The sequence below is a fragment of the Thermodesulfatator atlanticus DSM 21156 genome (assembly GCF_000421585.1).
In the GTDB taxonomy this organism is placed as follows: domain Bacteria; phylum Desulfobacterota; class Thermodesulfobacteria; order Thermodesulfobacteriales; family Thermodesulfatatoraceae; genus Thermodesulfatator; species Thermodesulfatator atlanticus.
Map to the genome: position 1 here is coordinate 20,760 of NZ_ATXH01000006.1, position 24,388 is coordinate 45,147.

The 24,388-nt window shown below is 43.2% G+C and carries 21 protein-coding genes; 14 read left to right on the forward strand and 7 right to left on the reverse strand.

All coding sequences use genetic code 11. The annotated features are described in order from the left end of the window. The first annotated feature begins 2 nt into the window (after positions 1-2). From atpB to H528_RS0103635, 6 genes are all read left to right on the forward strand, one after another. On the forward strand, positions 3-749 hold the full coding sequence (atpB, locus tag H528_RS0103610) for a F0F1 ATP synthase subunit A (protein WP_022852984.1): 747 nt from the start codon (positions 3-5) through the stop codon (positions 747-749). A 78-nt stretch (positions 750-827) separates the two neighbouring features. After that, positions 828-1,178 carry an ATP synthase F0 subunit C gene (gene atpE / locus H528_RS12545; protein ID WP_022852985.1) on the forward strand — a complete coding sequence of 117 codons (351 nt, stop codon included), beginning with the start codon at positions 828-830 and terminating at the stop codon, positions 1,176-1,178. A gap of 340 nt (positions 1,179-1,518) precedes the next feature. Further along, the gene (locus tag H528_RS0103620; protein ID WP_022852986.1) at positions 1,519-2,148 is read left to right on the forward strand and encodes a redox-sensing transcriptional repressor Rex; all 630 of its coding nucleotides are present in this window, start codon (positions 1,519-1,521) and stop codon (positions 2,146-2,148) included. Positions 2,149-2,199: 51 nt separating this feature from the next. Then, positions 2,200-3,201 (forward strand): GTPase ObgE, encoded by a 1,002-nt coding sequence (gene obgE / locus H528_RS0103625; protein ID WP_028845753.1) that lies wholly within the window; start codon positions 2,200-2,202, stop codon positions 3,199-3,201. After that, positions 3,198-4,343 carry a glutamate 5-kinase gene (proB, locus tag H528_RS0103630; protein ID WP_028845754.1) on the forward strand — a complete coding sequence of 382 codons (1,146 nt, stop codon included), beginning with the start codon at positions 3,198-3,200 and terminating at the stop codon, positions 4,341-4,343. The genes obgE and proB overlap by 4 nt, the downstream gene beginning before the upstream one ends. Before the next feature lie 60 nt (positions 4,344-4,403). Then, complete coding sequence (locus H528_RS0103635) at positions 4,404-4,691, forward strand: hypothetical protein (RefSeq protein ID WP_022852987.1); 288 nt, start codon at positions 4,404-4,406, stop codon at positions 4,689-4,691. Here the strand turns inward: H528_RS0103635 and H528_RS13960 are convergent, their stop codons facing one another. The 7 genes from H528_RS13960 to ccsB all read right to left on the reverse strand — a co-directional run bounded on the left by H528_RS13960 (position 4,692) and on the right by ccsB (position 14,512). Then, positions 4,692-5,834, reverse strand: a complete 1,143-nt coding sequence (locus H528_RS13960; RefSeq protein ID WP_022852988.1) for an NTPase — start codon at positions 5,832-5,834, stop codon at positions 4,692-4,694. A gap of 113 nt (positions 5,835-5,947) precedes the next feature. Beyond that, positions 5,948-6,589: a Smr/MutS family protein gene (locus tag H528_RS12550; protein WP_022852989.1), complete on the reverse strand. Its 642-nt coding sequence runs from the start codon at positions 6,587-6,589 to the stop codon at positions 5,948-5,950. Positions 6,590-6,624: 35 nt separating this feature from the next. Continuing rightward, positions 6,625-8,508: a PAS domain-containing hybrid sensor histidine kinase/response regulator gene (locus tag H528_RS0103650; protein WP_022852990.1), complete on the reverse strand. Its 1,884-nt coding sequence runs from the start codon at positions 8,506-8,508 to the stop codon at positions 6,625-6,627. A gap of 66 nt (positions 8,509-8,574) precedes the next feature. Continuing rightward, positions 8,575-9,609, reverse strand: coding sequence for a deoxyguanosinetriphosphate triphosphohydrolase (locus H528_RS0103655; protein WP_022852991.1), 1,035 nt, complete (start codon positions 9,607-9,609; stop codon positions 8,575-8,577). Between the two features lie 289 nt (positions 9,610-9,898). Then, positions 9,899-10,954: a tRNA preQ1(34) S-adenosylmethionine ribosyltransferase-isomerase QueA gene (gene queA, locus H528_RS0103660; RefSeq protein ID WP_022852992.1), complete on the reverse strand. Its 1,056-nt coding sequence runs from the start codon at positions 10,952-10,954 to the stop codon at positions 9,899-9,901. Further along, positions 10,954-13,689, reverse strand: coding sequence for a [protein-PII] uridylyltransferase family protein (locus H528_RS0103665; RefSeq protein ID WP_022852993.1), 2,736 nt, complete (start codon positions 13,687-13,689; stop codon positions 10,954-10,956). Before H528_RS0103665 ends, queA begins: the two co-directional genes overlap by 1 nt. Further along, positions 13,679-14,512, reverse strand: coding sequence for a c-type cytochrome biogenesis protein CcsB (ccsB, locus tag H528_RS0103670; RefSeq protein ID WP_022852994.1), 834 nt, complete (start codon positions 14,510-14,512; stop codon positions 13,679-13,681). Before ccsB ends, H528_RS0103665 begins: the two co-directional genes overlap by 11 nt. Positions 14,513-14,565: 53 nt before the next feature. On the opposite strand from ccsB, the gene H528_RS0103675 reads away from it, so the two are divergent. From H528_RS0103675 to H528_RS0103710, 8 genes are all read left to right on the forward strand, one after another. Further along, the gene (locus H528_RS0103675) at positions 14,566-16,878 is read left to right on the forward strand and encodes an ATP-binding response regulator (protein WP_022852995.1); all 2,313 of its coding nucleotides are present in this window, start codon (positions 14,566-14,568) and stop codon (positions 16,876-16,878) included. Positions 16,879-16,935: 57 nt separating this feature from the next. Further along, positions 16,936-17,811, forward strand: a complete 876-nt coding sequence (locus tag H528_RS0103680; RefSeq protein ID WP_022852996.1) for a branched-chain amino acid ABC transporter permease — start codon at positions 16,936-16,938, stop codon at positions 17,809-17,811. Continuing rightward, on the forward strand, positions 17,808-18,785 hold the full coding sequence (locus tag H528_RS12555) for a branched-chain amino acid ABC transporter permease (protein ID WP_022852997.1): 978 nt from the start codon (positions 17,808-17,810) through the stop codon (positions 18,783-18,785). The genes H528_RS0103680 and H528_RS12555 overlap by 4 nt, the downstream gene beginning before the upstream one ends. Before the next feature lie 79 nt (positions 18,786-18,864). Continuing rightward, positions 18,865-20,274, forward strand: coding sequence for a sensor histidine kinase (locus H528_RS0103690; RefSeq protein ID WP_022852998.1), 1,410 nt, complete (start codon positions 18,865-18,867; stop codon positions 20,272-20,274). Beyond that, entirely contained in the window at positions 20,271-20,774 is a 504-nt protein-coding gene (locus H528_RS0103695) for an HIT family protein (RefSeq protein ID WP_022852999.1), read from the forward strand. The genes H528_RS0103690 and H528_RS0103695 overlap by 4 nt, the downstream gene beginning before the upstream one ends. A 176-nt stretch (positions 20,775-20,950) precedes the next feature. Beyond that, the gene (locus H528_RS0103700) at positions 20,951-21,682 is read left to right on the forward strand and encodes a radical SAM protein (RefSeq protein ID WP_022853000.1); all 732 of its coding nucleotides are present in this window, start codon (positions 20,951-20,953) and stop codon (positions 21,680-21,682) included. 176 nt (positions 21,683-21,858) lie between these two features. Beyond that, positions 21,859-22,179: a TusE/DsrC/DsvC family sulfur relay protein gene (locus H528_RS0103705; RefSeq protein ID WP_013907513.1), complete on the forward strand. Its 321-nt coding sequence runs from the start codon at positions 21,859-21,861 to the stop codon at positions 22,177-22,179. 496 nt (positions 22,180-22,675) lie between these two features. Further along, the gene (locus H528_RS0103710) at positions 22,676-24,361 is read left to right on the forward strand and encodes a DUF3373 domain-containing protein (protein ID WP_022853001.1); all 1,686 of its coding nucleotides are present in this window, start codon (positions 22,676-22,678) and stop codon (positions 24,359-24,361) included. Positions 24,362-24,388 lie beyond the last annotated feature (27 nt).

The window sequence follows — 24,388 nt, forward strand, 5'->3', positions numbered from 1 at the left end:
TTATGGAACACCCGCTTTTATTTTTATGTTTCTTGCTACAGTTGATAGGAATTCCTTCAGGTTGGCATTATTACGAACATCCTGAACAATATGGAATTTTGGCCCAGATTTTTGCCCCTCACATGGTTCACAGCTATTTTGTATGCGCGCTCATCATTGTGCTACTAATCGTGGGTTTGAAAAAACGGGAGTTTATTCCCAAGGGGGCTCAGAATTTTTGGGAATTTGTGCTTGAGGCCCTTTATGATTTTACCAGAGACAACGTTCCCTCTGGTGGCAAGCTCAATTTAGTGCCTTATGTCTTTCCTCTCATTGTCTGCTTTGCTTTATACATCGGTTTTAGCAACTACATAGGCATTGTCCCCGGTTTTATGGCCCCTACTGCTAATATAAACGTCACCTTGGGGCTTACCTTGATAACCATCGTTTATTATCACTTCTTGGGTCTCAGGTTTCAGGGGCTTAAATATTTCAAGCAGTTTTTAGGTCCTATTCCTTATCTTATTCCGCTGATTGCTCCGGCAGAGATTTTTGGTCATGTTGGTCGTATCATTTCTCTTTCCGTACGACTTTACGCCAATATGTATGCTAAAGAATTGTTGATTGGGATTTTGCTTTTCTTGGCAGGTAAGTTCTTTGCGCCTCTGCCCATTTTGCTTTTGGGTGTTTTGGTAGCTTTTATCCAGATGCTCATTTTTATTACTCTTTCGCTGGCATATTTTGCCGGTGCGGTTGAGGAGCACCACTAGAATTTGCGGGGTGCGGAGAGACCCTTTGCATCCCTCGGGACTATAAATAAAGAAAATTTTTTAAGGAGGGAGTAGGTTATGAAGAGAGTTTTGAGTCTTACGGTTCTTTTCCTTCTCACCGGAGTAGCCATGGCTTTTGCTGCAGAAGGGACACAGGCTGCTCTTGGCAATGGTTTCCTTGGTATGGTTGTTTTGGGTTCCTGCTTGGGTATCGGTGTTGCTGCTAGTGGTTGTGGTGTTGGCATGGGTCACTGTGTACGTGGTGCTTGTGAAGGTATTGCTCGTAACCCTGAACTTTCTGGTAAGCTCACCGTTACCATGATCTTGGGTCTTGCGTTTATCGAAGCTTTGACCCTTTATGCTCTCGTTTTGAGCTTCTACCTTGTCTTTGCTAAACTTCCTGGCTACATGGCGCTTATTGGTGCTTAATAAAAGGCTTATTTGAAATAAAAAAGCCGTGGGGGGAAACTTCCACGGCTTTTTTTTTGTTTGTAAAATCGTTATCGCGATTACGTAGCCTAGCGATGTTCCACAGGTCTCACAGGTTATGGGGACTTGCTAAAGGAAATCTCGCAGGGTTGCTCTGCATGAACTGTGCTCGCAATGGCAGAAGAGAACAAAGGAATAGCCTGAAATTTGTTATCAGCTGCGGTTTTATTGCCGAATTTTTGCATAAATAGCAATAAATCATTTTCTTGTGATAAAAAACACTTATTTTTTTATTAATAGATATTGAACGTTTTGTGGTATTTTGGTATACAATTCACAAATGACAGATTTTAAGATACCTGGCATAACAGTTTATCGTTTAGCGCTATATGCCCGGACTCTGGAAAAGCTTCTGGCTGAAGGGCGCGATTTAATCAGTTCAGAAGAATTAGCCCGCGAATGCGGTGTAAACTCTGCCCAGCTTCGTAAGGATCTCTCGTATTTTGGCCAATTCGGGGTGCGCGGAGTAGGCTATTCAGTCCCAGCCTTGCTTAAACATATCCGTCGTATTCTGGGCACAGATAGGGAATGGTTTTTGGTGCTTATGGGAGCGGGGCATTTGGGCTTGGCTCTTCTTAACTATGAGCTTTTGCCCAAAAGAGGTTTCAAGTTCGTAGCAGCCTTTGATGTTGATGAACAAAAAATAGGCCAGGTAATAAACGATGTATATGTTTATCACGTTGATCAGATAAGTTGGGTTTTAAGAGAACATCCTGCAGACATTGGGGTTATCGCTACGCCGGCCCCATCTGCACAAGAGGCAGCAGATTTGCTGATAGAAAATGGTATCAAAGGAATTCTTAATTTTGCTCCGGTACGTATTAAGCACCCGCCTGAGGTAATCGTAGAACATTCCGACTTGACGGTCCTTTTTGATAAACTTGCCTTTTATCTTAAACGCCTGGACTAATTCTTATTGCCTTTTTATCTTTCCTTAAAAAACTGGTAATTTTGGATCTCTATGGCACGTTTTGTTGATCAAGCAAAAATTTACGTAAAGGCTGGAGATGGTGGCCACGGTTGTGTCTCTTTTAGAAGGGAGAAGTATGTCCCGCGGGGCGGCCCTGATGGTGGCGACGGTGGCAAAGGCGGAGATGTCATTTTAGAGGCCACAAGCCAGCTCCATACCCTTTACGATTTTTACCACCAGACCCATTTTAGGGCGGAAAATGGTCGCCCTGGCATGGGTAAGAAAATGACAGGCCGGGCAGGGCGGGATTTGATTTTGCGGGTTCCAGTGGGCACGGTTGTCCGTGACGCAGAGACCGGCGAAATACTATACGACTTTACCAAAGACGGCGAAAGGTTTGTGGTGGCTCGAGGCGGAAAGGGGGGCCGTGGCAATGCCCGTTTTGCCACGCCTACTAGGCAGGCTCCAAGATTTGCTGAACCAGGAGAGCCTGGGGAAGAACGCTGGATAATCCTTGAGCTCAAACTCATTGCTGATGTTGGCCTGGTAGGACTACCTAACGCCGGTAAATCCACGCTTCTTGCCCGTATTTCTGCAGCACGTCCCAAAATAGCCGACTATCCCTTTACCACCATTACACCAAACTTGGGGGTGGTTAAACTTGACGACGAAAGGTCTTTTGTAGTGGCTGATATTCCCGGTCTTATTGAAGGATCCCACAAGGGTGTTGGCCTTGGCCTTGATTTTTTGCGTCATATAGAACGCACTAAAGCCTTGCTTTATGTACTTGATGCTTCTAGAGGTGAGGACTCTCTTAAAGATTTTGAACTCTTGCAGAAAGAACTTTCCCATTATCATCCTGCGCTTCTTGAGAAACCGTCAGCCATCGCCTTAAACAAAATAGACATTGTCCATGATCATGATTTCCTGAACAAATTGCGGGCCCATTTTGAAGAAAAAGGTTATCCTGTGTATCCTATTTCCGCGGTAACTGGGGAAGGAATCAAAGAATTGCTTGAAGGCCTTTGGCGTCTTATCCACAAGGTCAAATGAATACCAGAGAGAAAATCCTCGCAAAATCCAAAAGACTGGTAGTAAAAGTAGGCAGTGCGGTAATTACCGGGGAAGACGGGCTTTCCCGCAATGTAATCGGGAACCTCTCTGCAGAACTTACCAGGTTTGCTAACCAAGGCTACGAGGTCGTTTTAGTTTCCTCAGGAGCTATCGCCTGCGGAAGAAAAAGACTAGGGCTTCCCAAACGGCCTTTTACCCTTACGGAAAAACAGGCCCTTGCTGCTACGGGTCAGGCAGGCCTTATCCAGACTTACGAAGAATATTTTACCCAGTATGGACAGCAGGTGGCTCAAATACTTCTTACCCGCGTTGACCTGGAAGATCGCAAACGCTATCTCCTGGCCAGAAATACCTTGATGACATTACTTCGCTGGCGGGTAATCCCCATTATCAATGAAAACGACACTGTTGCTGTAGAAGAAATCCAGTTTGGCGACAACGATCTCCTCTCTGCCATGGTAGTTGGGCTAATAGGGGCTGATCTTTTGATTTGCCTCTCAGACATCGACGCCCTTTATGATAAAGACCCTCGAGATCATCCCGATGCCAAGCCGGTGCGCTATGTTGAAGAGATAGATTCAAAGATAGAAGCTATGGCCGGCAAAAAACCAGGGCGCTTGGGCCGAGGTGGTATGGTCTCTAAGATTCGTGCGGCCAAGATGGTTACGTCCCTAGGGGTCCCCATGATAATTGCTCCTGGGCGTGAACCAATGATTCTTGAGCGTATTTTTTCAGGAGAAGAAATTGGCACGATGTTTTTGCCTGCCCGCAAGATGACAGCCAAAAAATTCTGGATTGCCTATCATCCACGCCCAGAAGGGGCCCTTGTGCTGGACGAAGGGGCGGTAAAGGCCTTGGTAGAAAAGGGCAAAAGCCTTCTGCCCGCTGGCATCAAAGAGGTGAAAGGAGTATTTGATAAAGGAGCCTGTGTGGAATGCCTTGATGAAAATGGCAGATGTATCGCTGTTGGGCTCAGTAATTTTTCTTCAGAAGAGATTCAAAAGATTAAGGGTTGTCATTCCCGAGAGATATGTGAGCGTTTAGGGGTTGCCGTCCAAGATGAAGTCATTCATCGGGACAATCTGGTGCTAAAAGAAGAAATCGCTTCTTATGCCGCTTAGCCTTGCCAAAAAGAAAAGTCCTTCTTAAGCTTAAAAGAAAAACATCTCAAAGGTCACAAGATGGCAGAAATCATATCCATAAAAGATAAAAAACGCATTAAACGAGGCCGCAGTAAACGTCTTAAGGCTCTTAAAGAGGAGCTTTTAAGGGTGCATGGCATAGACCTTGACCGCCTTATGGCCAGTGAACCTGCCATCGGGCTTACCATGGAAGAATTCCACGAGCTAACAGAGCAACTCTTAGAAATTATCGACACTTTTTGCGAAACACACCCGCATGTGGCGGTAGAAGACATTTTATATGTCCTGGAAAACCTAAAAGAAATAATACGAGATACTGCAGAATAATTAGCCTTCTCGATTTTGCCAGTCAGCCAGGTATTTTTGTAAAGCGTTCCAGGTGTTTTCAATTACTACTTCCAGGGGTTTTGAAGCATCTATTATTTCGTGACGGAAATATTTAAGATTTGCTTCATAGATTTCAGCTACCTTTGCTAAAAATTCTTCGGTCTCAAAAATTTCGGGTTTATAAAAAGGCCTTTGAGAGACTCTTTCAAGGGCGGTTTCAATAGGCACTTTGAGATAAATAACCAGGTCTGGGACCGGAGCCCAGGTCTCGTTGGCCCGCTTGAGCTCTTTTACGTCTAGTTCACAGGCTCCTTGATAAGCCATGGTGGAGAGATAATACCGATCGCAAAGTACAATTTGTTTTTCCTGTAACGCGGGAATCAAAAATTTCTCAGCATGTTCGCGCCGGTCACGCAAAAAAAGTTCAGCCATGGCCTGTGGCGAGATTTTAGAACCCGAAGAAAGATGTTCTCGTATCTTTTCGCCCCATTCTCCTTTGGTTGGTTCTTGTGTGGTAACTACTTTTTTCCCTTCCTTGGCAATTTTTTCGGCAAGTTTTGCCATTAAAGTGCTTTTGCCTGAACCATCAAGCCCCTCAAAAACAACTAGAAATCCCGGACGATAGAATTCTACCAAAATGCGATCTACCAAGTGATCTCGGGTCTCAGGGGTTACCTCCGCAAAGATAGCGTCTTCGCGTTTGAAAAGATTTTCCACAAAAGGGATAAGGCCATATCCTACCGTTGCAAGAACCGGAACAGAAGAATCCAAGACATTTAAAACTGCCTGCTGAAAAGACTTAGAAAAAAGTTCCATTTTGCCTATTTCATCAATGACTACCATTTCTCCGGGATCAATTTCAGAGATGGTAGGCACGGCGAGTTTTTCAAAGGACTCTACAAAGACGCGGTACTTTCCTACCTGGGGGTATCCTTTTCCTCTTTTGGCAAGCCAGGCTTCCTTTCCGTCCAACGTGACTATTTTAAAGCCAATACGGCGGCCTTTTTCACGCACTTCGCGCGTGTAAAATCCTCTTTTGGGATAGGGGATCTTTCCTACCAGGCGTTCCACAAGGGTAGTTTTTCCACTTCCGGGAAGTCCGTGAAGCAAAACATTTTTGATTCCATGAAGTGGCAACAGCATTTTCACCTCCTGCTTTCTAGTACAGCCTGAGCGGTAAAACGTTTATTTTTATCGTTCTTGCTGAAACTTTGGCAAAGATAACGTTCTCTTTCTAAGATTTTTCTTTTTGAGATTTAAGTCAAGTTATTACGTTTTTTGAGCTGTTTTTTTAAGGGGCGGTGTGAAAGCAGCACGTAAGTAGCGCCTGGGCCGCCGTCACATTTCCGGGCGCTACAAAATCCTATCACATATTTGCGGTAGGGCCCTCGCTTGAGCCACTCGTGTACTTTGGTTTTTAAGACAGGCTCTTTCTTAGAAGAAAGCCCTCGTCCGTGAATGATTAGAATGCAGTGGTCTCCTCTGGCAAGGGATTCTTTGAAAAACTGTTCCAAAATTATTTCGGCCTCTGCCGCACCAAGCCTCCGAAGGTTAAGAGTGCGCGCCACAGAAATTTTCCCTTGGTGAAGGGCATCAAAAAGTTCTTTTTGAAAGCCCATAACAAGTTCTTCTACGTATTCGGAAGTGTCCCTGACACGTATAGCAAGAAGCCTTTTAACGTCTATTTTTTCTTCTTTGCCTGGCATTGAGGGGCGCTTTAAGACCAGCTTCCAGTAAATTTTTTCCCTTCCCGGGATCTTTTTTACCCCCGTCATGGCTTCTTCAAAGGAGATATCAGGACTTGCCGGAGAAGGAGGAACTTTTTCGGGAAGGGTTTCTTTTTTTATTTTGCCAGCAAGGGTTTCAAAGGGGCAGTTAAAGCCCTTTTTACTCTCCATGTCTTAATCTTAACGCTGAAATGGATTAAGGCAATTTAAGAATCTATTTCAAGGACTTCGTGTATCTTTCGCAGGAGCTGAGAGAAAGAATAAGGCTTGGAGACAAAGGCTATGTTTTCTAATTTGCCATCAATGGGAATGCTGCCCTCAGGGTATCCTGAGGCCAGGATGATTTTGGTATCGGGGTAAAGTTCTTTTATTTTTTTGGCGAGTTTTTCGCCTCCCATTTTGGGCATGATGAGATCGGAAATTACTAGGTCAAACTTCTTCTTGGTAAGTACTTCCAGGGCAGCAAGACCATCTGAGGCTGCTTCTACCTGGTAGCCTGAGCTTCTTAAAAGTTCTACAATGGGTTCACGAACAAGATCATCGTCTTCTACTACAAGAATGTTGTATTGCTTTTCTGTTTTAGAGAGAAAAGATTTTTCTTGTTTTTGTTCATAGGTTTTCTGAGTCCTCAAAGAGACGGGGAAATAAAGCTTAAAGGTAGTGCCCTTGCCTTTTTCCGTATAAACCGAAATGTGCCCGCCGTATTGCTTTACCAGGGAATAGACCATAGCAAGACCAAGCCCTGTTCCCTTGCCTGGGGGCTTAGTGGTGAAAAAAGGCTCAAATATGTGGGGCAGTATTTCTTCCGGGATTCCAGTGCCCGAGTCGGTAATACTTAAAACGGCATAGATGCTATCTTGGTCGGGTTCATTAAAGGAAGAGACGTCTGCCTCTTTTATTTCGAGCTTGATGGTTAGTTCGCCTCCTTCTGGCATAGCATCGCGGGCGTTAACGACCAGGTTCATAATGATTTGCTGAAGATGGGTGTCGTCTATCTGGACATAGATTTCGCTCTCCGGTGAAAATACTTTGACTTCGATGTTTTCCCCTACTAATCTCTGCCAAAATTCGCGCATATCTTTAAGAAAGCGAGCTATATCCAGGATAGTGCTTTTCTGGGGATGTTTACCACTAAATGTTAAAAGTTTCTGGGTAATGTTGCTGGTACGTTCTAAGGACAGTTTTATGTTTTCTATGATTTGTTCTATTTTTTCAGGGTTGTTTTTGTGGGCCTTCAAAAGATCAAGATAGCTTGTCATAGAAGTAAGTAGGTTGTTGAAATCGTGTGCCAACCCTCCAGCCAAGCGCCCTACCGCTTCCATTTTTTGAGCCTGGATAAGCTGTTCAGAAAGACGTTTTTCTCTGGTAATATCCCTTGCAACATTAAATATAATGTTTCCTTCTTCTGGTATATTGACGAGAAAGCAAGAGCTTTTAAGGAGCCTTTTCTCGCCGTCTTTGGTAATCCAGGAAAATTCTAAGTCTTCTTTCTCTTCTCCCTGGCATATTTGTTGACAGCACTTGAAGGCTTTTTCCCGTTCTTCAGGAGAAATAAGCTCAAAAACTTTGCGGCCAAAGAGTTCATGAGGAGGGTAGCCTAATATCTTTTCTGAGGCCTTATTGGCAAGAAGTATTTCTCCGGTATGAGGTTCAATTCCTAGAATCATTAAAGGGGCTCTGTTCCAGATGGTTTCAAATAAAAGGCGATGTCTTTCCCCACGTTTTTCAGCAAGCGTTTTCTCGTGTACGTCTATCACGATGCAAAACATGCCTTTACGGCCATCCGGAAGTTCTATAGGGGTGTTTACCACACTGTACCAGCGATTATCTAAAGGGCTTTTGTGTTCCCAGGTGTGGGTACCACCTTTGGCAAGGACTTCTTCAAGAGGGCAGAAAGAACAAGGTCTATCTAGGTTGTGGAAGGCTTTATAACAATAGTGCCCGACAGGATTATAACCCGTGCGCTCAACTAGCGGTTTATTGGCAAAAAGGACTTTTCTCTCAGGGGCTATAATGGTTAAAAAGCCGTGGAAATATTCCAAAAAACTTTCTAAAAGTTTCTCTTTATCGACAAAAGGAAATTGTGACATTTTCTATGCTCTTTAGCGACAGTTTCTTTAAAAAAGAATCGTTATTTTGGGCAATATTCATTAAATTTAAATTGGCCAGGATTTAGGTACAAAATATTTTTCAAAAAGTGCCAGGGCGTAGCGGTCTGTCATCCCGGCGATAAAGTCACAAACCTTTTGATGTAAGGGGGTTTCTTCCTGGTAAATGTTTTCTTTGTCCCAGGGAATTTCGTTTTCTAAAAAGTAGAAATAGAGCTCTTTGAGGAGTTTTTTGGCCTTTAAAAACTCGTTATAAACGATAGGCGCTTCATACACTCGCTCAAAGAGAAATGCACGCAGCATTTCCATGGCATATATGATATTTTCAGACAGATGTAGTTTTCCGTCGGAAGCTTTCAACGTGGCATAAATTAACTCTTTTACCATGGTGTTAATACGCTCTGAATGCTTCTCTCCGAGGATTTTTAAGCAGTCTCTCGGGATATCTCTTTCTTTGATTACGCCTCCTCTTAAAGCGTCATCTAGATCGTGGTTCAGATAGGCGATGATATCTGCCACGCGTACCAGCTGGCCTTCGAGGGTTTTAGCAAGTTTTGAAGTGTCATCTGGAAGAATAGGCCCCTTGCCTTTGGAATGTTTAAGTATTCCGTCACGTACTTCCCATGTCAGGTTAAGTCCTTGGCCATTTTTTTCGAGGAAATCTACCACCCTTAAACTCTGTTCGTAATGCCTGAAACCTTCTGGATGAAGTTCGTTAAGAATTGCTTCTCCTGCATGGCCAAAGGGGGTATGGCCGAGGTCATGGCCCAGGGCAATGGCTTCGGTCAAGTCTTCGTTTAGCCGAAGGGCTTTGGCCATAGTGCGGGCGATTTGGGCTACTTCAAGGGTGTGGGTCAAACGGGTACGGTAATGGTCTCCACCAGGAGACAAAAAGACCTGGGTTTTGTGTTTCAAGCGTCTGAAGGACTTTGAATGTATGATGCGATCTCGATCCCGTTGAAAGGCGGTGCGTAAGGGGCATTCGTCTTCTTTTCTTAAGCGTCCGCGGGTTTGAGAAGATTTTGCCGCCCAGGGAGATAATATCTTTTCTTCAATTTCTTCAAGTTCTCGGCGAATGGTCATGTTTTTTGTTTAGGTCTATTTTTCCAATAAGAAACTTTTTATTCAACAAAGGCCATTGCTCTGCTACGTAGTTTCCGCGAGATATCTTCCCATAACTGTCATTGCGAGGCAAGTTTAGCTTGCCTCGATGATCTTACGGGATTGCTTCGGTCGCTTAGAACCATCTGTGGATTCTTCAGGCACTTCGTGCCCTCAGAATGACACAGAAGAGGGTGCTTTCTTGTAAATGGCAAAGATGGGGATATATTTCAATGATGTGAAAAACACGGTGGTTGTAAATTTAAAGCTTTCACAAGATTAGCATGGCGTCTCCGTAGGAGAAAAAGCGATATTTTCTTTCAATGGCTTCCTGGTAAGCTTTTTTGATTAAATCGAGCCCGGCAAAGGCTGAGACCAAAATAAAAAGGCTTGATTTGGGAAGGTGAAAATTAGTTATCAGGTGATCTACGACTTTAAATTTAAACCCCGGATAGATATAAAGATCACACCAGGAAGAAGTAGGTTCTACCTTTCCTGTTTTTAGGGCGGAAAACTCAAGGGTGCGCACAGTGGTAGTGCCTACAGCAAAAATACTTTTTCCTTCATCTTTGGCCCGGTTAATTTTTTCAGCTACTTCCCGGGACACCTCAACGTATTCTTCGTGGATCTTGTGCTTGCGGATATCTTTTACTTTTACCGGGGCAAAGGTCCCGTATCCCACATGGAGGGTGATGGAAAGCAATTGCACGCCTTTTTCTTGCAATTTTTTCAGTAGTGTCTGAGTAAAGTGAAAGCCTGCCGTAGGGGCAGCTACTGCGCCGGGCTTTCTGGCATAAACTGTTTGGTACCGAAAAAGATCTTCTTCTTTGGGGCTGCGTTTAATATACGGCGGAAGGGGCACACGCCCTATCTCATATATGAGTTTTAAAGGATCGTCTACATTCACAAAAGAAAGAAGGATCTTACCTTCGCCGAGGGTTTCCCTGACAATTCCTTCGAGGCCTTTTTCAAATTTAAGTCTTGTCCCTCTGCGAAGTCTTTTGCCGCGGTAAAGAGCAGGTACGGGTTTTTCTTTTTCAGGGAGCCTTAAAAGTAAGATTTCTACCTGCCCTCCGGTTTCTTTTCTAGCGTAAAGCCTTGCTGGGAAAACTTTTGTGTCATTTACAATTAGAAGATCACTAGCTTTGAAATATTTTTCTATTTCTGCAAATTTTTCGTGATGGGTGACTTTTTTATTTTTGCGGTCTAGCACTAAAAGACGGCTTTCTTCGCGCTTTTGGCTGGGATATTGCGCAATGAGTTCTTCTGGAAGTTCGTATTGGTAAGTTTCAAGGTCAAATATTTCGGGAATTTTTTCTTCCGCCATTATGCCAGGAGTTTTTCAAATATTTTTCTGTTTTCTTCAAAAGAGGTGTTGAGTCTATCCCAGATATCTTTGCCTAGATAGGACTTAAGGCCTTTTATCTCTTCCGGGAGGTATTCTTTTTCTTCTCCTGGTTTGTCAAACACTAAAATAAGAAGCTGTTCAAGTCGCCTAAGGAAAAGGTAGTTATTTTTCAGTTTTTCAGCGAGAGCATTATCAAGGAGGTTGCTCCCAGCAAGCTTATCAAGGGCTTTTACCGTACTTTCTTCCCAGATATCTTGAGCGATGTTTTTTAAGACAAGCCACTGAACGATAAATTCAATGTCAGCAAGGCCGCCGCGGCCAACCTTTAAGTTAACAAGGCCTTTTTTAGTGCGCTCTTTTTCCATTTTAAAACGCATGTTTCTTAGCTCTTCCGCCTCTTTGGGGCCAAAATTAAAAGAGCTCAGGAGCTCTTTGATTTCCTGCACTACTTTTTGGCCTAATTCTTCGTTTCCCGCAACTGGTCTTAAACGCAAAAGGGCCAGCTTCTCCCAAAGGCCTGAATCTTTGGCGTGATAGGTTAAAAAGCCTTTTAAAGTGGTCACCAGGGGGCCCTTGCGGCCTTCAGGTCTTAGCCTGGTATCTACCTGGTAGCCAGGGCCTTCGGGAAGGGGAACCGTGAGAAAGTGAATAAATTGCTGGGCCACTTTGGTTGCAGAGACAATGTCTTCGTCTTTGCTGGTTATGAAGACCATGTCAAGGTCTGAGCGGTAGCCAAGCTCTTTGCCCCCGAGCTTCCCGAGCCCAAGGACTGTCAAAAGCGACTCTTCTTGGTTTCGTTCCCGCAAAGCAGGATTAAGGGTCTCTTTAAGTATCCCTTCGGCAAGGTTGCTCAGTCTGGTAAGCAAAGTTAGAAGATCGAGTTTTTGGTTTAAGTCAAGGTATCCCAGGCGGAAAAGTTCTTCGTTTTTGGCCATGCGTAGCATCCCCAGGGCTTCTTCAAGATTTGAAGAAGGGCTTGCCTGCGGGATGCAAAAACTATCTTCTAGTTTGAAAAGGGCTTCTGCGGCCCCTGGAGCTTCGCGCAAAAGATTGGTCAAAAAATTACTCTTTTCAAAAACAAAAAGAAGTTCTTTTATTTTTTCAGGTTCGTGTTTTAAGGCGTAATAAAAAGAAAGGCGTCCGCCAAGCCGTTCTACAAATGCCAGAAATTTCGCCAGAACTTCTCCGGAATTTTCAAATTCTTGCAAATATTTGAAGGTTTCAACCAAAATTTCCTTTAGCAGAGAGATCCTGCGTCTGCCAAGCGGCCCTTTAACCGAAAGAATATGTTTAACTTCTTCTAAGAGATGAACAGGAATTTTTAATAAGTCAGCTATTTCTTGGGTCCTTCTTTCTCCATCCAAAAGAGCTTCTATCAGTTCGTTAATGTCTTGAGTTTTTCTGGTTTCTTGAGGCTCAAGAAGCGAAGAAAAGATTAGTTCTGAGCGCTTTCTTATTTTGTTAAGGTCTGCGAGAAAATCATCTTTTGCCCTGTGCCCAGCGTAGCCTAAACTTTTAGCTAGGCGTTCAAGGGCAGCTTCTTCCTGGGGAAGGGTATAAGTCTGCCTAAAATGGACTGTTTGTATGCGATGTTCTACCTGTCTTAAAAAGACGTAAGCGTTTTTTAAAAACTTGGCTTCTTCTTCTGGGACTATTCCGTGCTGAGCAAGCTTGTTAATGGCCCATAAGGTGTTGCGGGTGCGAAGATCCGGGATTTTTCCACCAAAGACCATCTGAAGGGTTTGACAGAAAAACTCAATTGAACGGATACCTCCTGGGCCTATTTTTATGTTCTTTTCAGCACCGCTTTTGCGAGCTTCTGCTTCAATGCGTTTTTTTAAATCTTTTATGTGTTCAAGATAGCCAAAATCAAGGAAATGAGGATATATGACCGGACGCAAATTTCTTAAGAAAGCTTTTCCCATATGAATATTTCCGGCAACAGGGCGTGCTTTTACCAGGGCCAAACGCTCAAAGGGATGCGATTGATAAAAATAATAATTAAGTCCTGCTTTGGCCGAACACACAAGCTCACCGTCTTTACCTCCTGGGCGCAGACCAAGGTCCACCCGGAATACCCGTTCGCTTTCGATGAGGGAATCCATCAGACGGGTAATTTCTCTGGCAAGGGAAATGTATCTTTCTTTTTCGTTTAAAGGAGCATGGTAAAAATAAATAATATCAATATCTGAGCTGTAGTTTAGTTCACGGGCGCCGAATTTGCCCATCCCAAGGACAAAAAACCGCTCACGCATTTCTCTTGGAAATAGATTTTCCGTAAGCCAAACAAGAGAGGCATTTAAAGTGGCTTCTGCCAGGGCTGTGATAGAAGAAACCGAACGGAGAAAAGATCTTCCTAAAAAATCTAAAGCCAGAATTTTGATAAATTCCCTTTGTTTAAACCAGCGAAGGAGCCTGGCAAATTCTTTCCAATCTTTGATGGCCGCGGCTTTTTTTAAGATTTCCTTTAAAAGGGCTTGCTTTCCTGAAGGGTTAGGGATTTTTTCTTTCAAAAATAGTAAAACAAATTCTTCGCGACGTGTAAGAAGGCTTGTTATGTAAGGAGAAAAACCGACAAGAGAGGACAGAGCAAAAAAATTCTCCCCTGAGAGTTTGTCCCAGGGGAGATGAGGGTGCGCATCTTTTAGCCTTTCAAGGTTTTGTCGGGACCAATCTTCGTCTGGGATCTCCCGACATTTAAAACTATCCCGCACCGTAGCTGTGTAATCCAGATAGTAAGAAATTCACACCGAAATAAGTGAAGAGCACCGAAGCAAAGCCAATGATGGAAAGGAAGGCTATTTTCGTGCCGCTCCAGCCGCGCATAAGCCTGGCATGAATAGCTGCGGCGTAAACAAACCAGGTTATCAGGGACCAGGTCTCTTTGGGGTCCCAGCTCCAGTAACTACCCCAGGCCTGTTCTGCCCAAACTGCACCAGTGATAATCCCTACCGTGAGCCAGAAGAAACCAAAAAGAATTGTTTTATAAATGAGGTCATCAAGGCTTCTAAGGTCCGGCAAGTGAGCCCATATGCCTTGGTCACTTTTGGCGCGAGAGCGCAAAAGATACATGATGCCCAGCCCACAAGCCACGGTAAAAGCGGCATATCCCAAAAAGCAGGTGACCACGTGCACGGTGAGCCAGTTACTTTGGAGGGCTGGAATAAGGGGTTGGATCTCCTGGTCAGTGGAAAAAGAGGCATAAGCCATGCTTAAAAAGGCAAAAGGCATAACAAAAGCGCCGATAATGCGATTTTTTAGTTTAAATTCAAGAAAAAGGTAAACTGCTACGATTGACCAGCCGAAGAATATTAAAGATTCATATAAGTTGGTAAGGGGGATGCGGCCAAAGCCAAGTTGGTGGGATTCCCACCAGCGCATAAAAAAGCCGAGAGTGTGGAGCGCAAGGCCTCCTGCTGCGGTGGCTGTGCCTATGAGGCCGCATTTTCGCCAGCCAAAAATCCAGTTAAGCAGGTAAAAAATAGCCGCTGCTAAATAAAGAAACGTGGCGATGCTGAGAAGGAGTGAACTAGTCATAAGCACCTCACTTGTTGGACTTAGTGCTAATTTAGAATTAATCTAAAAATTGTATGAAGGCAAGAGCAGCAAGACATATTTTACTTGTTAACGACGAACCGGTTCAGCGCTACCGTCTTGCTTCAGTTCTGAAAAAGGCCGGCTATGAAGTTGCCGTGGCTGAAGATGGTTTGAAGGCCATTGAGTTGGTTTCTGAGAAGAAGTCCTTTGACTTATTGATTACAGACCTTTACATGCCACGGGTGGACGGCTGGGGTCTTTGTCGCTTTATTTTTGAAAATAATTTTAACTTGCCAGTTCTTATTATTTCTTCTTATTTTGCCCCTGAAGAGATTGAAGACATTGTAAAGGCGCTCGGCGTAGAAGGGTATCTAAAGTATCCCTGTTCATCAAAAAAGCTTTTAAGCGAAATAAAAAGAATCTTTGAGAGAGAAAGACAAAAGACCAAAGAGGCCTATCATGTCTTTATGCTTGGTACCAATAGCGATAACAACTGGCTGAGAACCCTTAGGCAAGCTGGATTTCAGGTAACTTTTCTCTCTTCTTTGAAGGAAACGTTGCGAGTGGTTAGGGAAAATAATTTTTCCGCAGGATTTATTTCCACTTCTTTTTCTCCTGAGGAAGCCTTTATTATCAAACAGGAGTCCCCTCATCTTTCGCTTTTTCTTCTGCCAGAAGAAAACTATAAAGGCGATCCCTTTGCATATGTTATTAAGGGCGCGCGCTATGTGTTACCAAAAGAAAGTGGCCCGGAATATATCAGATATCTTGTAGAAAAAGAACTTAAAGAAAAAGCCTTGTTATATGGCCAAGAACTTTTACACCAAAAGACTAAAGAACTCGAAGCCGTAAGCCAAGAGCTTGTTCGTATACAAAACATATTACAGCTTATCGTAGAACAGGCCTCGGATATAGGCATCATAATCACCAACGAGAAAATGGAACCTATTTTTTCCAATCCAAAAGCAGAGGAATTTTTTGAACTCGCGAAAAGTAAAGATTTCTATGGTCTAATGAGCTTTTTGATTGGACGTTTTAATCCTGAGCTTGTGAAAAAAATTGTCGAGCAAGAAGGCGTTTTTCATTGTGAAGTGAAATTATCAGAGACAAGTCAGATTTTATCTTTGAAGGTTCGTTCTTTTCATCAAAAAGAAAAAGATACTTTACTAGGATATGTTTTTTCTATTGAAGATCTTACCAAAGAGCGTCAGTTTCAAGAAAGATTAGTTCAGATGCAGAAAATGGAAGCAATTGCAACTATGGCTGCGGGCATTGCCCATGATTTTAATAACATTTTAGCAGCAATCCGTTTAAAGGCAGAATTACTAACAGAAAGGGTTTTTTCTTCTGATGCTAAATATGTGAACGATATATTATCTCTTTGTGATAGGGCTGCTGGTATTGTAAAACAAATGATTTCTTTTTCTCATCCCGAAAGAAAAGGAAGTAGCAATGTTTCAGAATTGAATAATCAAGTCCGTGAAGCATTGACGTTTCTTCAAGAGACAATACCTGATGGTATCGGTGTTAAGCTTAACCTCTTAGAATCTGAGCTTTATGTCCCGTTAGATCCTTCTCAGTTGACCCAAATTATCATGAACTTGTGTCTTAACGCTGTTCAAGCAATGGGAGAAAAGGGCATTCTCGCCTTGCGAACATATCGAACCTCTTTGCCAGATGAGAAGTTAGACGGCTACATCCCTGGGGGGATAGTTCCTAAGCGGGGAAGTTTTGCAGTGTTAGAAGTAAGTGATACGGGGACAGGTATTGCTCCTGAAGACCTGAGGCGTATTTTTGATCCCTATTTTTCTACCAAAAACCCAGAATCTGGTACAGGGCTTGGGCTTGCTGTGACACGCCGCATAATAGAAAATGCCGGGGGCTTTATCCTTGTAAAAACAGCCATGGGCAAAGGTTCAACCTTTAGGGTTTATTTGCCTCAGGTTTCGCCTCCTCGTAAAACCCTGGGCCAAGACCTGAAGAAAAAGCTTCTCAAAAAGTCCTTTTCTACTGTGATGGTAGTTGAAGATGAGAAGGGGATTGCTGAAGCTATAGCTAATTTTTTAAAAGAAAAGGGATACAATGTTATTTGTTGCTTTTCCGGAGAAGAAGCTATCTCAAAGTTAGAGGAAGGAATTACTCCTGGGGTTTTAGTGGTTGATCTAAATCTTCCGGGGGTTCCTGGTCGCAGGGTAATTGAGGCCGCCAAACAAAAAAAGAAGGATCTGCCTATTCTCGTGACCACAGGGTTTTTAAGCCCCTATGACCTGGAGTTTTTAAAACGCATGGCGATCACCCATATTATTCAAAAGCCTTTTCGTTTAGAAGAAATTCAAAAAAATATCGCCGTAATGATGGATAATTAGGCCTCTCAACGCTAATGGTGTTTACGTCTGTGGCTCCTTAGGTTAGAAATTTCCTCCATGGATTTGGCTGTTTTTCTTCAATTCGTGTTGGCAGGGCTTTCTGCTGGTTCTATATACGCTTTAATTGCATTAGGATTTAGCGTTATCAACAATGCCACCGGCATAGTTAATTTTGCCCAGGGTGATTTTGCCGTTCTAGGAGCCTTCCTTGCCTACACCGTTCTTGTTGGCATGGGATTTCCGTACTGGTTGGCCTTTTTGGGAGGTGTTCTTTTTGCCTCTTTGATAGGTTTTTTTCTTTGGTCATTTATCCTCACGCGCGCAAAATCTCGCGAAATTATCCTTTTGGTCTTTGTAACTGTTGGTTTTTCCATTTCCCTGCACGGCATTATTAAAGAAGTTTGGGGGAAAAGACCTCTTAGTCTTCCTCCAATTAGTCACAGTAATTTGAAACTCGGGGCTTTTTTAATAGATTCCCAGTATTTGTGGATTATTGTCATTACGCTTACAGCATTTTTACTGCTTCATTTTTTCTTTAAGCATACTATCTGGGGTAAGGCTATCCGGGCAGTGGCTGTGGATCGGAAAGCCGCCGCAATGGTGGGGATCCCTGTAAAAAAAGTTATTACCCTTAGTTTTGCTTTGGCTGGAGCCCTTGGAGGGCTTGCCGGAATTTTGGTAGCACCTGTTTGGCCTCTTTCTTTTGAAAGCGGAGTTTATCTTGGCCTTAAAGGTTTTGCCGCGGCAGTTCTTGGGGGGTACGGAAGTTTCCCAGGCGCCCTTATAGGGGGTCTTTTGCTGGGGCTCATTGAAGGGATAGGGGGATATTTTACTTCAGCCTTCAAAAATCTTATTGCTTATAGTCTTCTTTTCATAGTCCTTTTGTTGAGACCTCAGGGTCTGCTTGGCTCTCACGAGGACGAAAAATTATGAGGGCTTTTTTTCTTTTAGTTTTAATAGTTTTAGCCTTGCCGATTTTTATTCACAATTCTTATTACTTAAATGTTTTGGCTTTTATTGGCCTTTATTTTTTGGTGACCTTGGGCCTTAGCCTTTTCATCGGTTTTGCAGGCCAAATTTCTCTTGGTCACGGGGCTTTTTACGCCCTAGGGGCTTATGGTTCAGCGTTGACGGAAATCTACTTAGGGCTTTCGCCTTTTTTAGCTACTCTTTTAGCTGTTTTTTTTACCGGATTGGTAGCCTGGTCCCTAGGGCGTTTTATTTTGCGTTTGCGCGGACATTATCTAGTTATGGCCACTTTGGCCTTAAATCTTATAGTGTATGTGTTTTTGGTGGAAGCTGATTCTGTTACTGGTGGTGTTTCGGGCCTTCCAGGGATACCTCCTTACTGCATTGGAAGTTTTTGTTTCAATACTGATAAATCAAACTACTATCTCATCTGGTTTTTTGGCCTGGTTATTTTCTTTTTTATATTGCGACTGCTCGGGGGACGGATAGGAAGAGAGCTTAAAGCCATCAAAGCAAGCGAAGCTGCGGCCAGGTCCTTAGGGATTTCGGTTTTGTCTTACAAAGTTTGGGCTTTTACTTTTAGTGCAATCTTAACGGCATTTTCTGGAGCTCTTTACGCTCATTTTCTTTCTTTTATAAGTCCTAAAACATTTGATATTTTCTATTCGGTAGAAGTGGTGACCATGGTGCTTGTTGGAGGAAAGGGAAATCCATGGGGAGCGTTGCTAGGGTCTGTTTTTTTAACTCCTCTTCCTTTAGTTTTGGGGTTTTTTGAAGAATATAAAGACATTTTTTACGGCTTAAGCTTGATGTTTATCCTGCTTTTTGTTCCCGAAGGGCTTATTTTCGTTGTCAAATCGTTTTGGCAAAAATACAAGGATCCGTTCCTATTTTTCGGAACGAAAAAGGGGAAGGGATCCACGAGAGGAAAACGTTGACAAAAAGTGTTCCAGCAATAAGTTCATTTCTTCACAAGAAACTTGTTATGTTATCCAAATAGTTTAAACTAATTTTAAAATGGAAAATATTTCAAATTTTGAACTTAAAAGAGGTTTGACTTTTATTGGCATGAAAAACGATATTTCCGCAGGTATTTTAAAGCCGAGTATCTGCCCTAAAGATAAATGCAGGATTGAAGAGTTGCTTAGGCTTTCTCTTAGTTTTGCAACGCAACTTTTACAAGCCGAAGACGAAAAAGACCTTTGGGCAGCTTTGTTGGTGGCGGCTACTGCGGCTGAGGGGTTGCGTTTTAACAGGGCTTTTGTTTTTCGTAAGGAAGAGACAGAAGACGTATTTAAGGGAGTTACTGGCATTGGTCCAATGTCTCCAGAAGAAGCTTCTCAGGTGTGGGGGGCCCTTGAGAAAGAGAAACCCTCTTTTGAAGAGATGGTTGCTCGTGTTAAAAATGAAATCGAAAGCGGAGACACCCCAGCGATTGCCTTTATTAAAAAACAAAGATTTTCTCCTCCCCCACAGACTTCTGTTTGGTATGATATCTTTGATGGGCAAAAAAACATTATCCTTTTGACTCCGGAAACATCTACTGAGACGGCAGCTTTTCTCGAAAAACTTGGAGTCGAACAAGCGGTTGCGGCTCCTTTGCGTATGCCGCCACTTGTTTATGGCTTCATCCTGGTGGATAACGCCATAACCAGGAAACCATTTTGTTCAGAAGAACTACAATTTTTAGAAACAATATCTCTTTTGGTCAGTGTTGCCCTTGAGCGCCTTTTTTCCTACAAAGAACTTATGCGCCAGAAACATCTTCTGCTGGAAGCTGAAAGGATTGCGGTAATAGGGCAGCTTTCTTCCAAAGTATTTCACGAGATTCGTAATCCTCTTTCTGCTCTGGGAGGGCTTTCCAAAGTTCTTTTGCGGCGAAATGTCCCTGAGGGCATGGAAGGCTATCTAAAAACCATGGTGCGCGAAGCTGAAAGGCTTGAGAGGGTTTTGGAAGATATCTTCCAGTTTTCCAAGCCTTTTGAGCTTAAAAAAGAGCCAGTACGACTTTTTCGGCTTCTTCAAGCTGCCCTTAACGTATTTCTCCCTACGTTTAAAGAACGAGGCATTCACGTTTCTTTCGAATGTACCAACGGAGACCCTATAATCCACGTAGATCCAAAAGAAATGCAGCTAGTTTTTATCCATTTGATGAAAAGTGCCCTTGAAATCATGCCTGCTGGCGGAATGTTAAATATTGGAGTTTTTAAAGACGATAAAGGCCTGTGTATCAAGGTCATCTATTCTCGCAAGAAAGCTGATTCTTTAACCACCCAAACAGAGGCAACGGGCCTTGGGCTTTCGCTATCAAAAAAAATTGTCGAATTACACGGCGGTTCATTAAAAATACTTTCACTCCATCCCTTGGAGACTGAGATAAGTATCTGTTTTCCTAACAGGCTGCTCATCAACGGAGGTAAAAAGTGAAGGTTTTGTGGGCTCCCTGGCGCATGGAATACATCCTTGGCAAAAGGGAACCAGGTTGTCCCTTTTGCCCTCCTGAAATAAAGCTTCCAGATGAAAAGCGTCTAATTCTTTATGTTGACGACAAAACAATAGTCATAATGAATAAGTTCCCCTACAATACCGGGCATTTACTTGTCTCCCCGCGTCGTCATGTGCCCGAGCTCGATGATCTGAGCCCTGACGAGCTTTCCGCCCTTATGCTCACGGTAAGAACATCTATAAGGATTTTGCGTGAAGTAATGAAGCCAGATGGTTTCAATGTAGGGATTAACCTTGGTAAAGTAGCAGGGGCTGGAATTCCTGAGCATCTACACATTCAGATCGTTCCCCGCTGGGACGGAGACGTTAATTTTATGACGGTTTTTGGGGATGTGCGTGTTGTGCCGGAACACATGATAGCAACTTACCGTAGGCTTTTCCCTCACTTTGAAAAATATATGGCAGGAGAAAAGGATCTCTGAATAAATTACTACTTATCACAAAAGCTATTGAGGTTTTAGAAAACCAAAAAGAAGCCTGCCGTATATGCCCGAGAGAATGTGGTGTCGATAGGGTAAAAAAACTAGGTTTTTGTAAAACTTCCTGGCTCCCTAAAATTGCTGGCTACGAACCTCACTTTGGCGAAGAGGCCTGCCTGGTGGGAGAGCAAGGTTCAGGGGCTATCTTTTTTTCTGGATGTAATTTGGCCTGCGTTTTTTGTCAGACCTATGAAATCAGCCAGGAAGGAGCAGGGCAAGAAATTTCTTATGAAAAACTTGCAGAGGTTATGCTAGAGCTGGCTTCGCAGGGCTGTGCCAATATCAATCTTGTAACCCCTAGTCACCAGGTACTTCAAATTTTAAAGGCCTTGAAAATAGCCTGTGAAAAAGGTCTTGCCCTTCCCATAGTTTTTAACACAGGAAGCTACGACAAAATTGAAACACTCAAACTTCTTGAAGGCATTGTGGACATTTACCTTGCGGACTTCAAACTCTGGAGTCCTGATCTTTGTGCCAAATATCTGGGGGCTAAAGATTATGCCAAGGTTGCACGAGAGGCTATTAAAGAAATGTATCGCCAGGTGGGCGAGTTAGTTCTTGACGAAAAAGGCCTTGCCAAACGTGGTCTCATTATCAGGCATTTAGTAATGCCAGGTATGCTTGAAGAGACTGAAAAAATCCTTTCCTTTATAAGAGATGAAATTTCAGCAAACGTTCATCTCAACTTAATGGGGCACTATCATCCAGCAGGCAGGGTAGAAAAATTCCCTGAGATCAATCGGTTGCTTACCAAAGACGAATTTAAAAGGGCGTTAACTTTAACACGACGACTTGGTTTTAAAAATCTCGATAAAACCCACTTATCCCTTCTTTCCTTGCTATTACGATAATAGAAAGAACAATCTCTATTTGGAGCCTAAATTTTGACATTATTTGCAAAATCTGTTATAAAATCTTCAAAAAAGGAGTTCTTGCTAAATTTTCATGAAAATAGTTTGCTTGACAAGCTTAAACCCCTATAGTAACTAGCGCTTTAAAGATAATTCTCTGAATTAAGGAGGGCATTATGCCGGTAGTAGAATTCAAAGGTAAAAAGTTTGAGGTAGATGAAGACGGTTTCCTTCTCGGTGGTCTTGATGCGTGGTGCATGGAATGGGTTGAGTATGTTAAGCAGCTTGAGGGTATTGAAGAGTTGACCGACGAACACTGGAAAGTTATCAAGGTGCTCCAGGATTACTACAAGAAAAACGGTGTCGCTCCCATGGTTCGTGTTCTTTCTAAGGTAACAGGCTATCCTCTTAAGAAGATTTACGAACTTTTTCCCTCTGGCCCTGGTAAGGGAGCCTGTAAAATGGCTGGTCTTCCTAAGCCCACTGGCTGCGTGTAAGAATTTTCCAAAAGGGCGGTGTTATGAAGCCGCCCTTTTTTGTCTGCTAACTTTTTAAGTTGTATTTGTCTTTTTCTTCTTTATTAAGGGAATTTGTGTATCTGAAGAAGTAGTCACGGTTTGTTATTAAATTTTACGTCTGAGATCTTGCCTACAATCTCATCCCAAGAGGCCCGCAGGGCTGACCAAGTGATTTAGCTTCTTTGTTTTATAAGGAAGGGGATTATTTTCTGCACGTGCTCATAATGACTTCCCATAGCAGTCATCACGGGGCGACGTAGTAGTAGAAGTGCCTTGGGACTTAACTACCAAAGGAAATTCTCTTTGAGACCTTTGATAGGTCTTTCATTATTGTTCTGTTTTCAGCATTGCTTCTTAAGCAAAATTTTTATTAAAAATCAGTTTTGATAAATCTTTTTTGTTTGACCCGTTCTATATTTGTCTACTAGAATTGTGAATGAAATTTTAGGAATTTAAATACCAAAGGGAGGTTTTTATGAGTCGCTTGATGGGAGTTTTTTTGGCCTTTCTCTTGCTGTTACCAGTTGGTGTATGGGCGGCAAAGCCTTCTACAGAGGAACTAATGAAACGTATTGAGGAGCTTTCCCGCGAGCTTGAGGTCTTAAAAAAACAGCTCAAAGAAGTAAAAGCCAGCCAGGAAGAACAGGCCGAAGTGGTCGAAGAGACAAGTGATTACCTGGAAACCGTAAAAAACAATATGGGGAAATTCAAAATCTGGGGCGATATCCGCACAAGAGTGGATTCAACCAGGGCCAAAGTGGCGCCTAGCTACTGGAGTTATTTTAACGGCTTTTACTACGTGGGGGCCCCTTATTATCGTATGCTCCCTATGATTGATATGGCAGACCCCGGCCACGGACAACTTCAAGAAGGTTATAAAGAAAACGATACCATCTGGACTAACCGCATGCGCCTTAACTTTAAAGTTAATCCCACGGAGAACGTAAATGTCAAAGTTAGGCTAGCGTATTACAAAATATGGGGGATGTCTGACGACTATGTTTCCCCTGAGCTTTTCCCATCTATGAGCAACAATTTTACTTTTGGCGTGCGTCCGTCAGATAGTCGTCTTTACGTTGACCGTGCCTACTTTAACTGGACTAACATTGCTGATTTGCCAATCTGGATTTCTTTTGGACGTCGTCCCACCACCCACGGTGCACCGAGCCACCTGCGTGAAGGGCTTGATAAGCGTGAAGCATCTCCAGCTGGCATTAACATAGACGTACCTTTTGATGGGGCTACTATTGGTTATCAATACACCTGGCCCTGGCCTGGTAGGATCCGCTTTTGTTATGGTCGTGGCTTTGAGTCTGGCTTTAAAATGCCCATAGATCGCGCCAAGGATGATATTGATTTTTATGGCTTTGTCTGGGATGTATTAGACGACAAAGACCGTAATATGATGTTAATACTCCAGCTCTTTAAGGCCGAAGGGGTAATGGACTTTCCGGAAGGGACCTGGGTGATGTCTAAACTTGGTCCCATGCATGTCACTACCAACCACAATCTTGGCGACATTTACGAGATCGGGGCAACCTGGCTACATAAAGTCGATATTCCTTATCTTGGCCTGGACGGAGTTGACTATTTTGTGTCATTGGGCCTTTCTATTACAGACCCGGATAAACTCGGTGCCATGCCAGTTTATGTGTACGACTCAAATGCCCAAAGTGGGCAGGAAATGAATATGTATTACACTTTGCTTGGCGGCTTTTCTTTAGCAGATCCTTCAGCGGTTGATACCTCGACCCATACAGGTTGGGCGGTTTATTTGGGGGCCAGGATTCCTGTTCCGCAGGTTCCTGGTGGGAAGCTCGGGCTTGAATACAACTATGGCTCCAAATGGTGGATGCCCTTTATGGTGGCCACAGATGACGTTTATTTCAACAAGCTTGCCACCAGGGGCCATGTGGGTGAAATTTACTGGATCCAGGATTTGCCAGCAGGCGAAGCGCTTTCTGAATATGCTAGGGTTTTCCTACGCTTGGGCTTTCAATATTACTGGTTTAATTACAGCGGAAGTGGCTCCTGGCTCGGAGAACCCCATGAAATTAACGAGCTTGATGATATGACAGCCTACGGGCCAGCGTATTCACAGATGTTTATTCCTCTTGATCACATGTATAACTTCTACATGTCCTTTGAGGTGTTCTTCTAAAGAAAATAAAGGGCCTGGGCCTCCAGG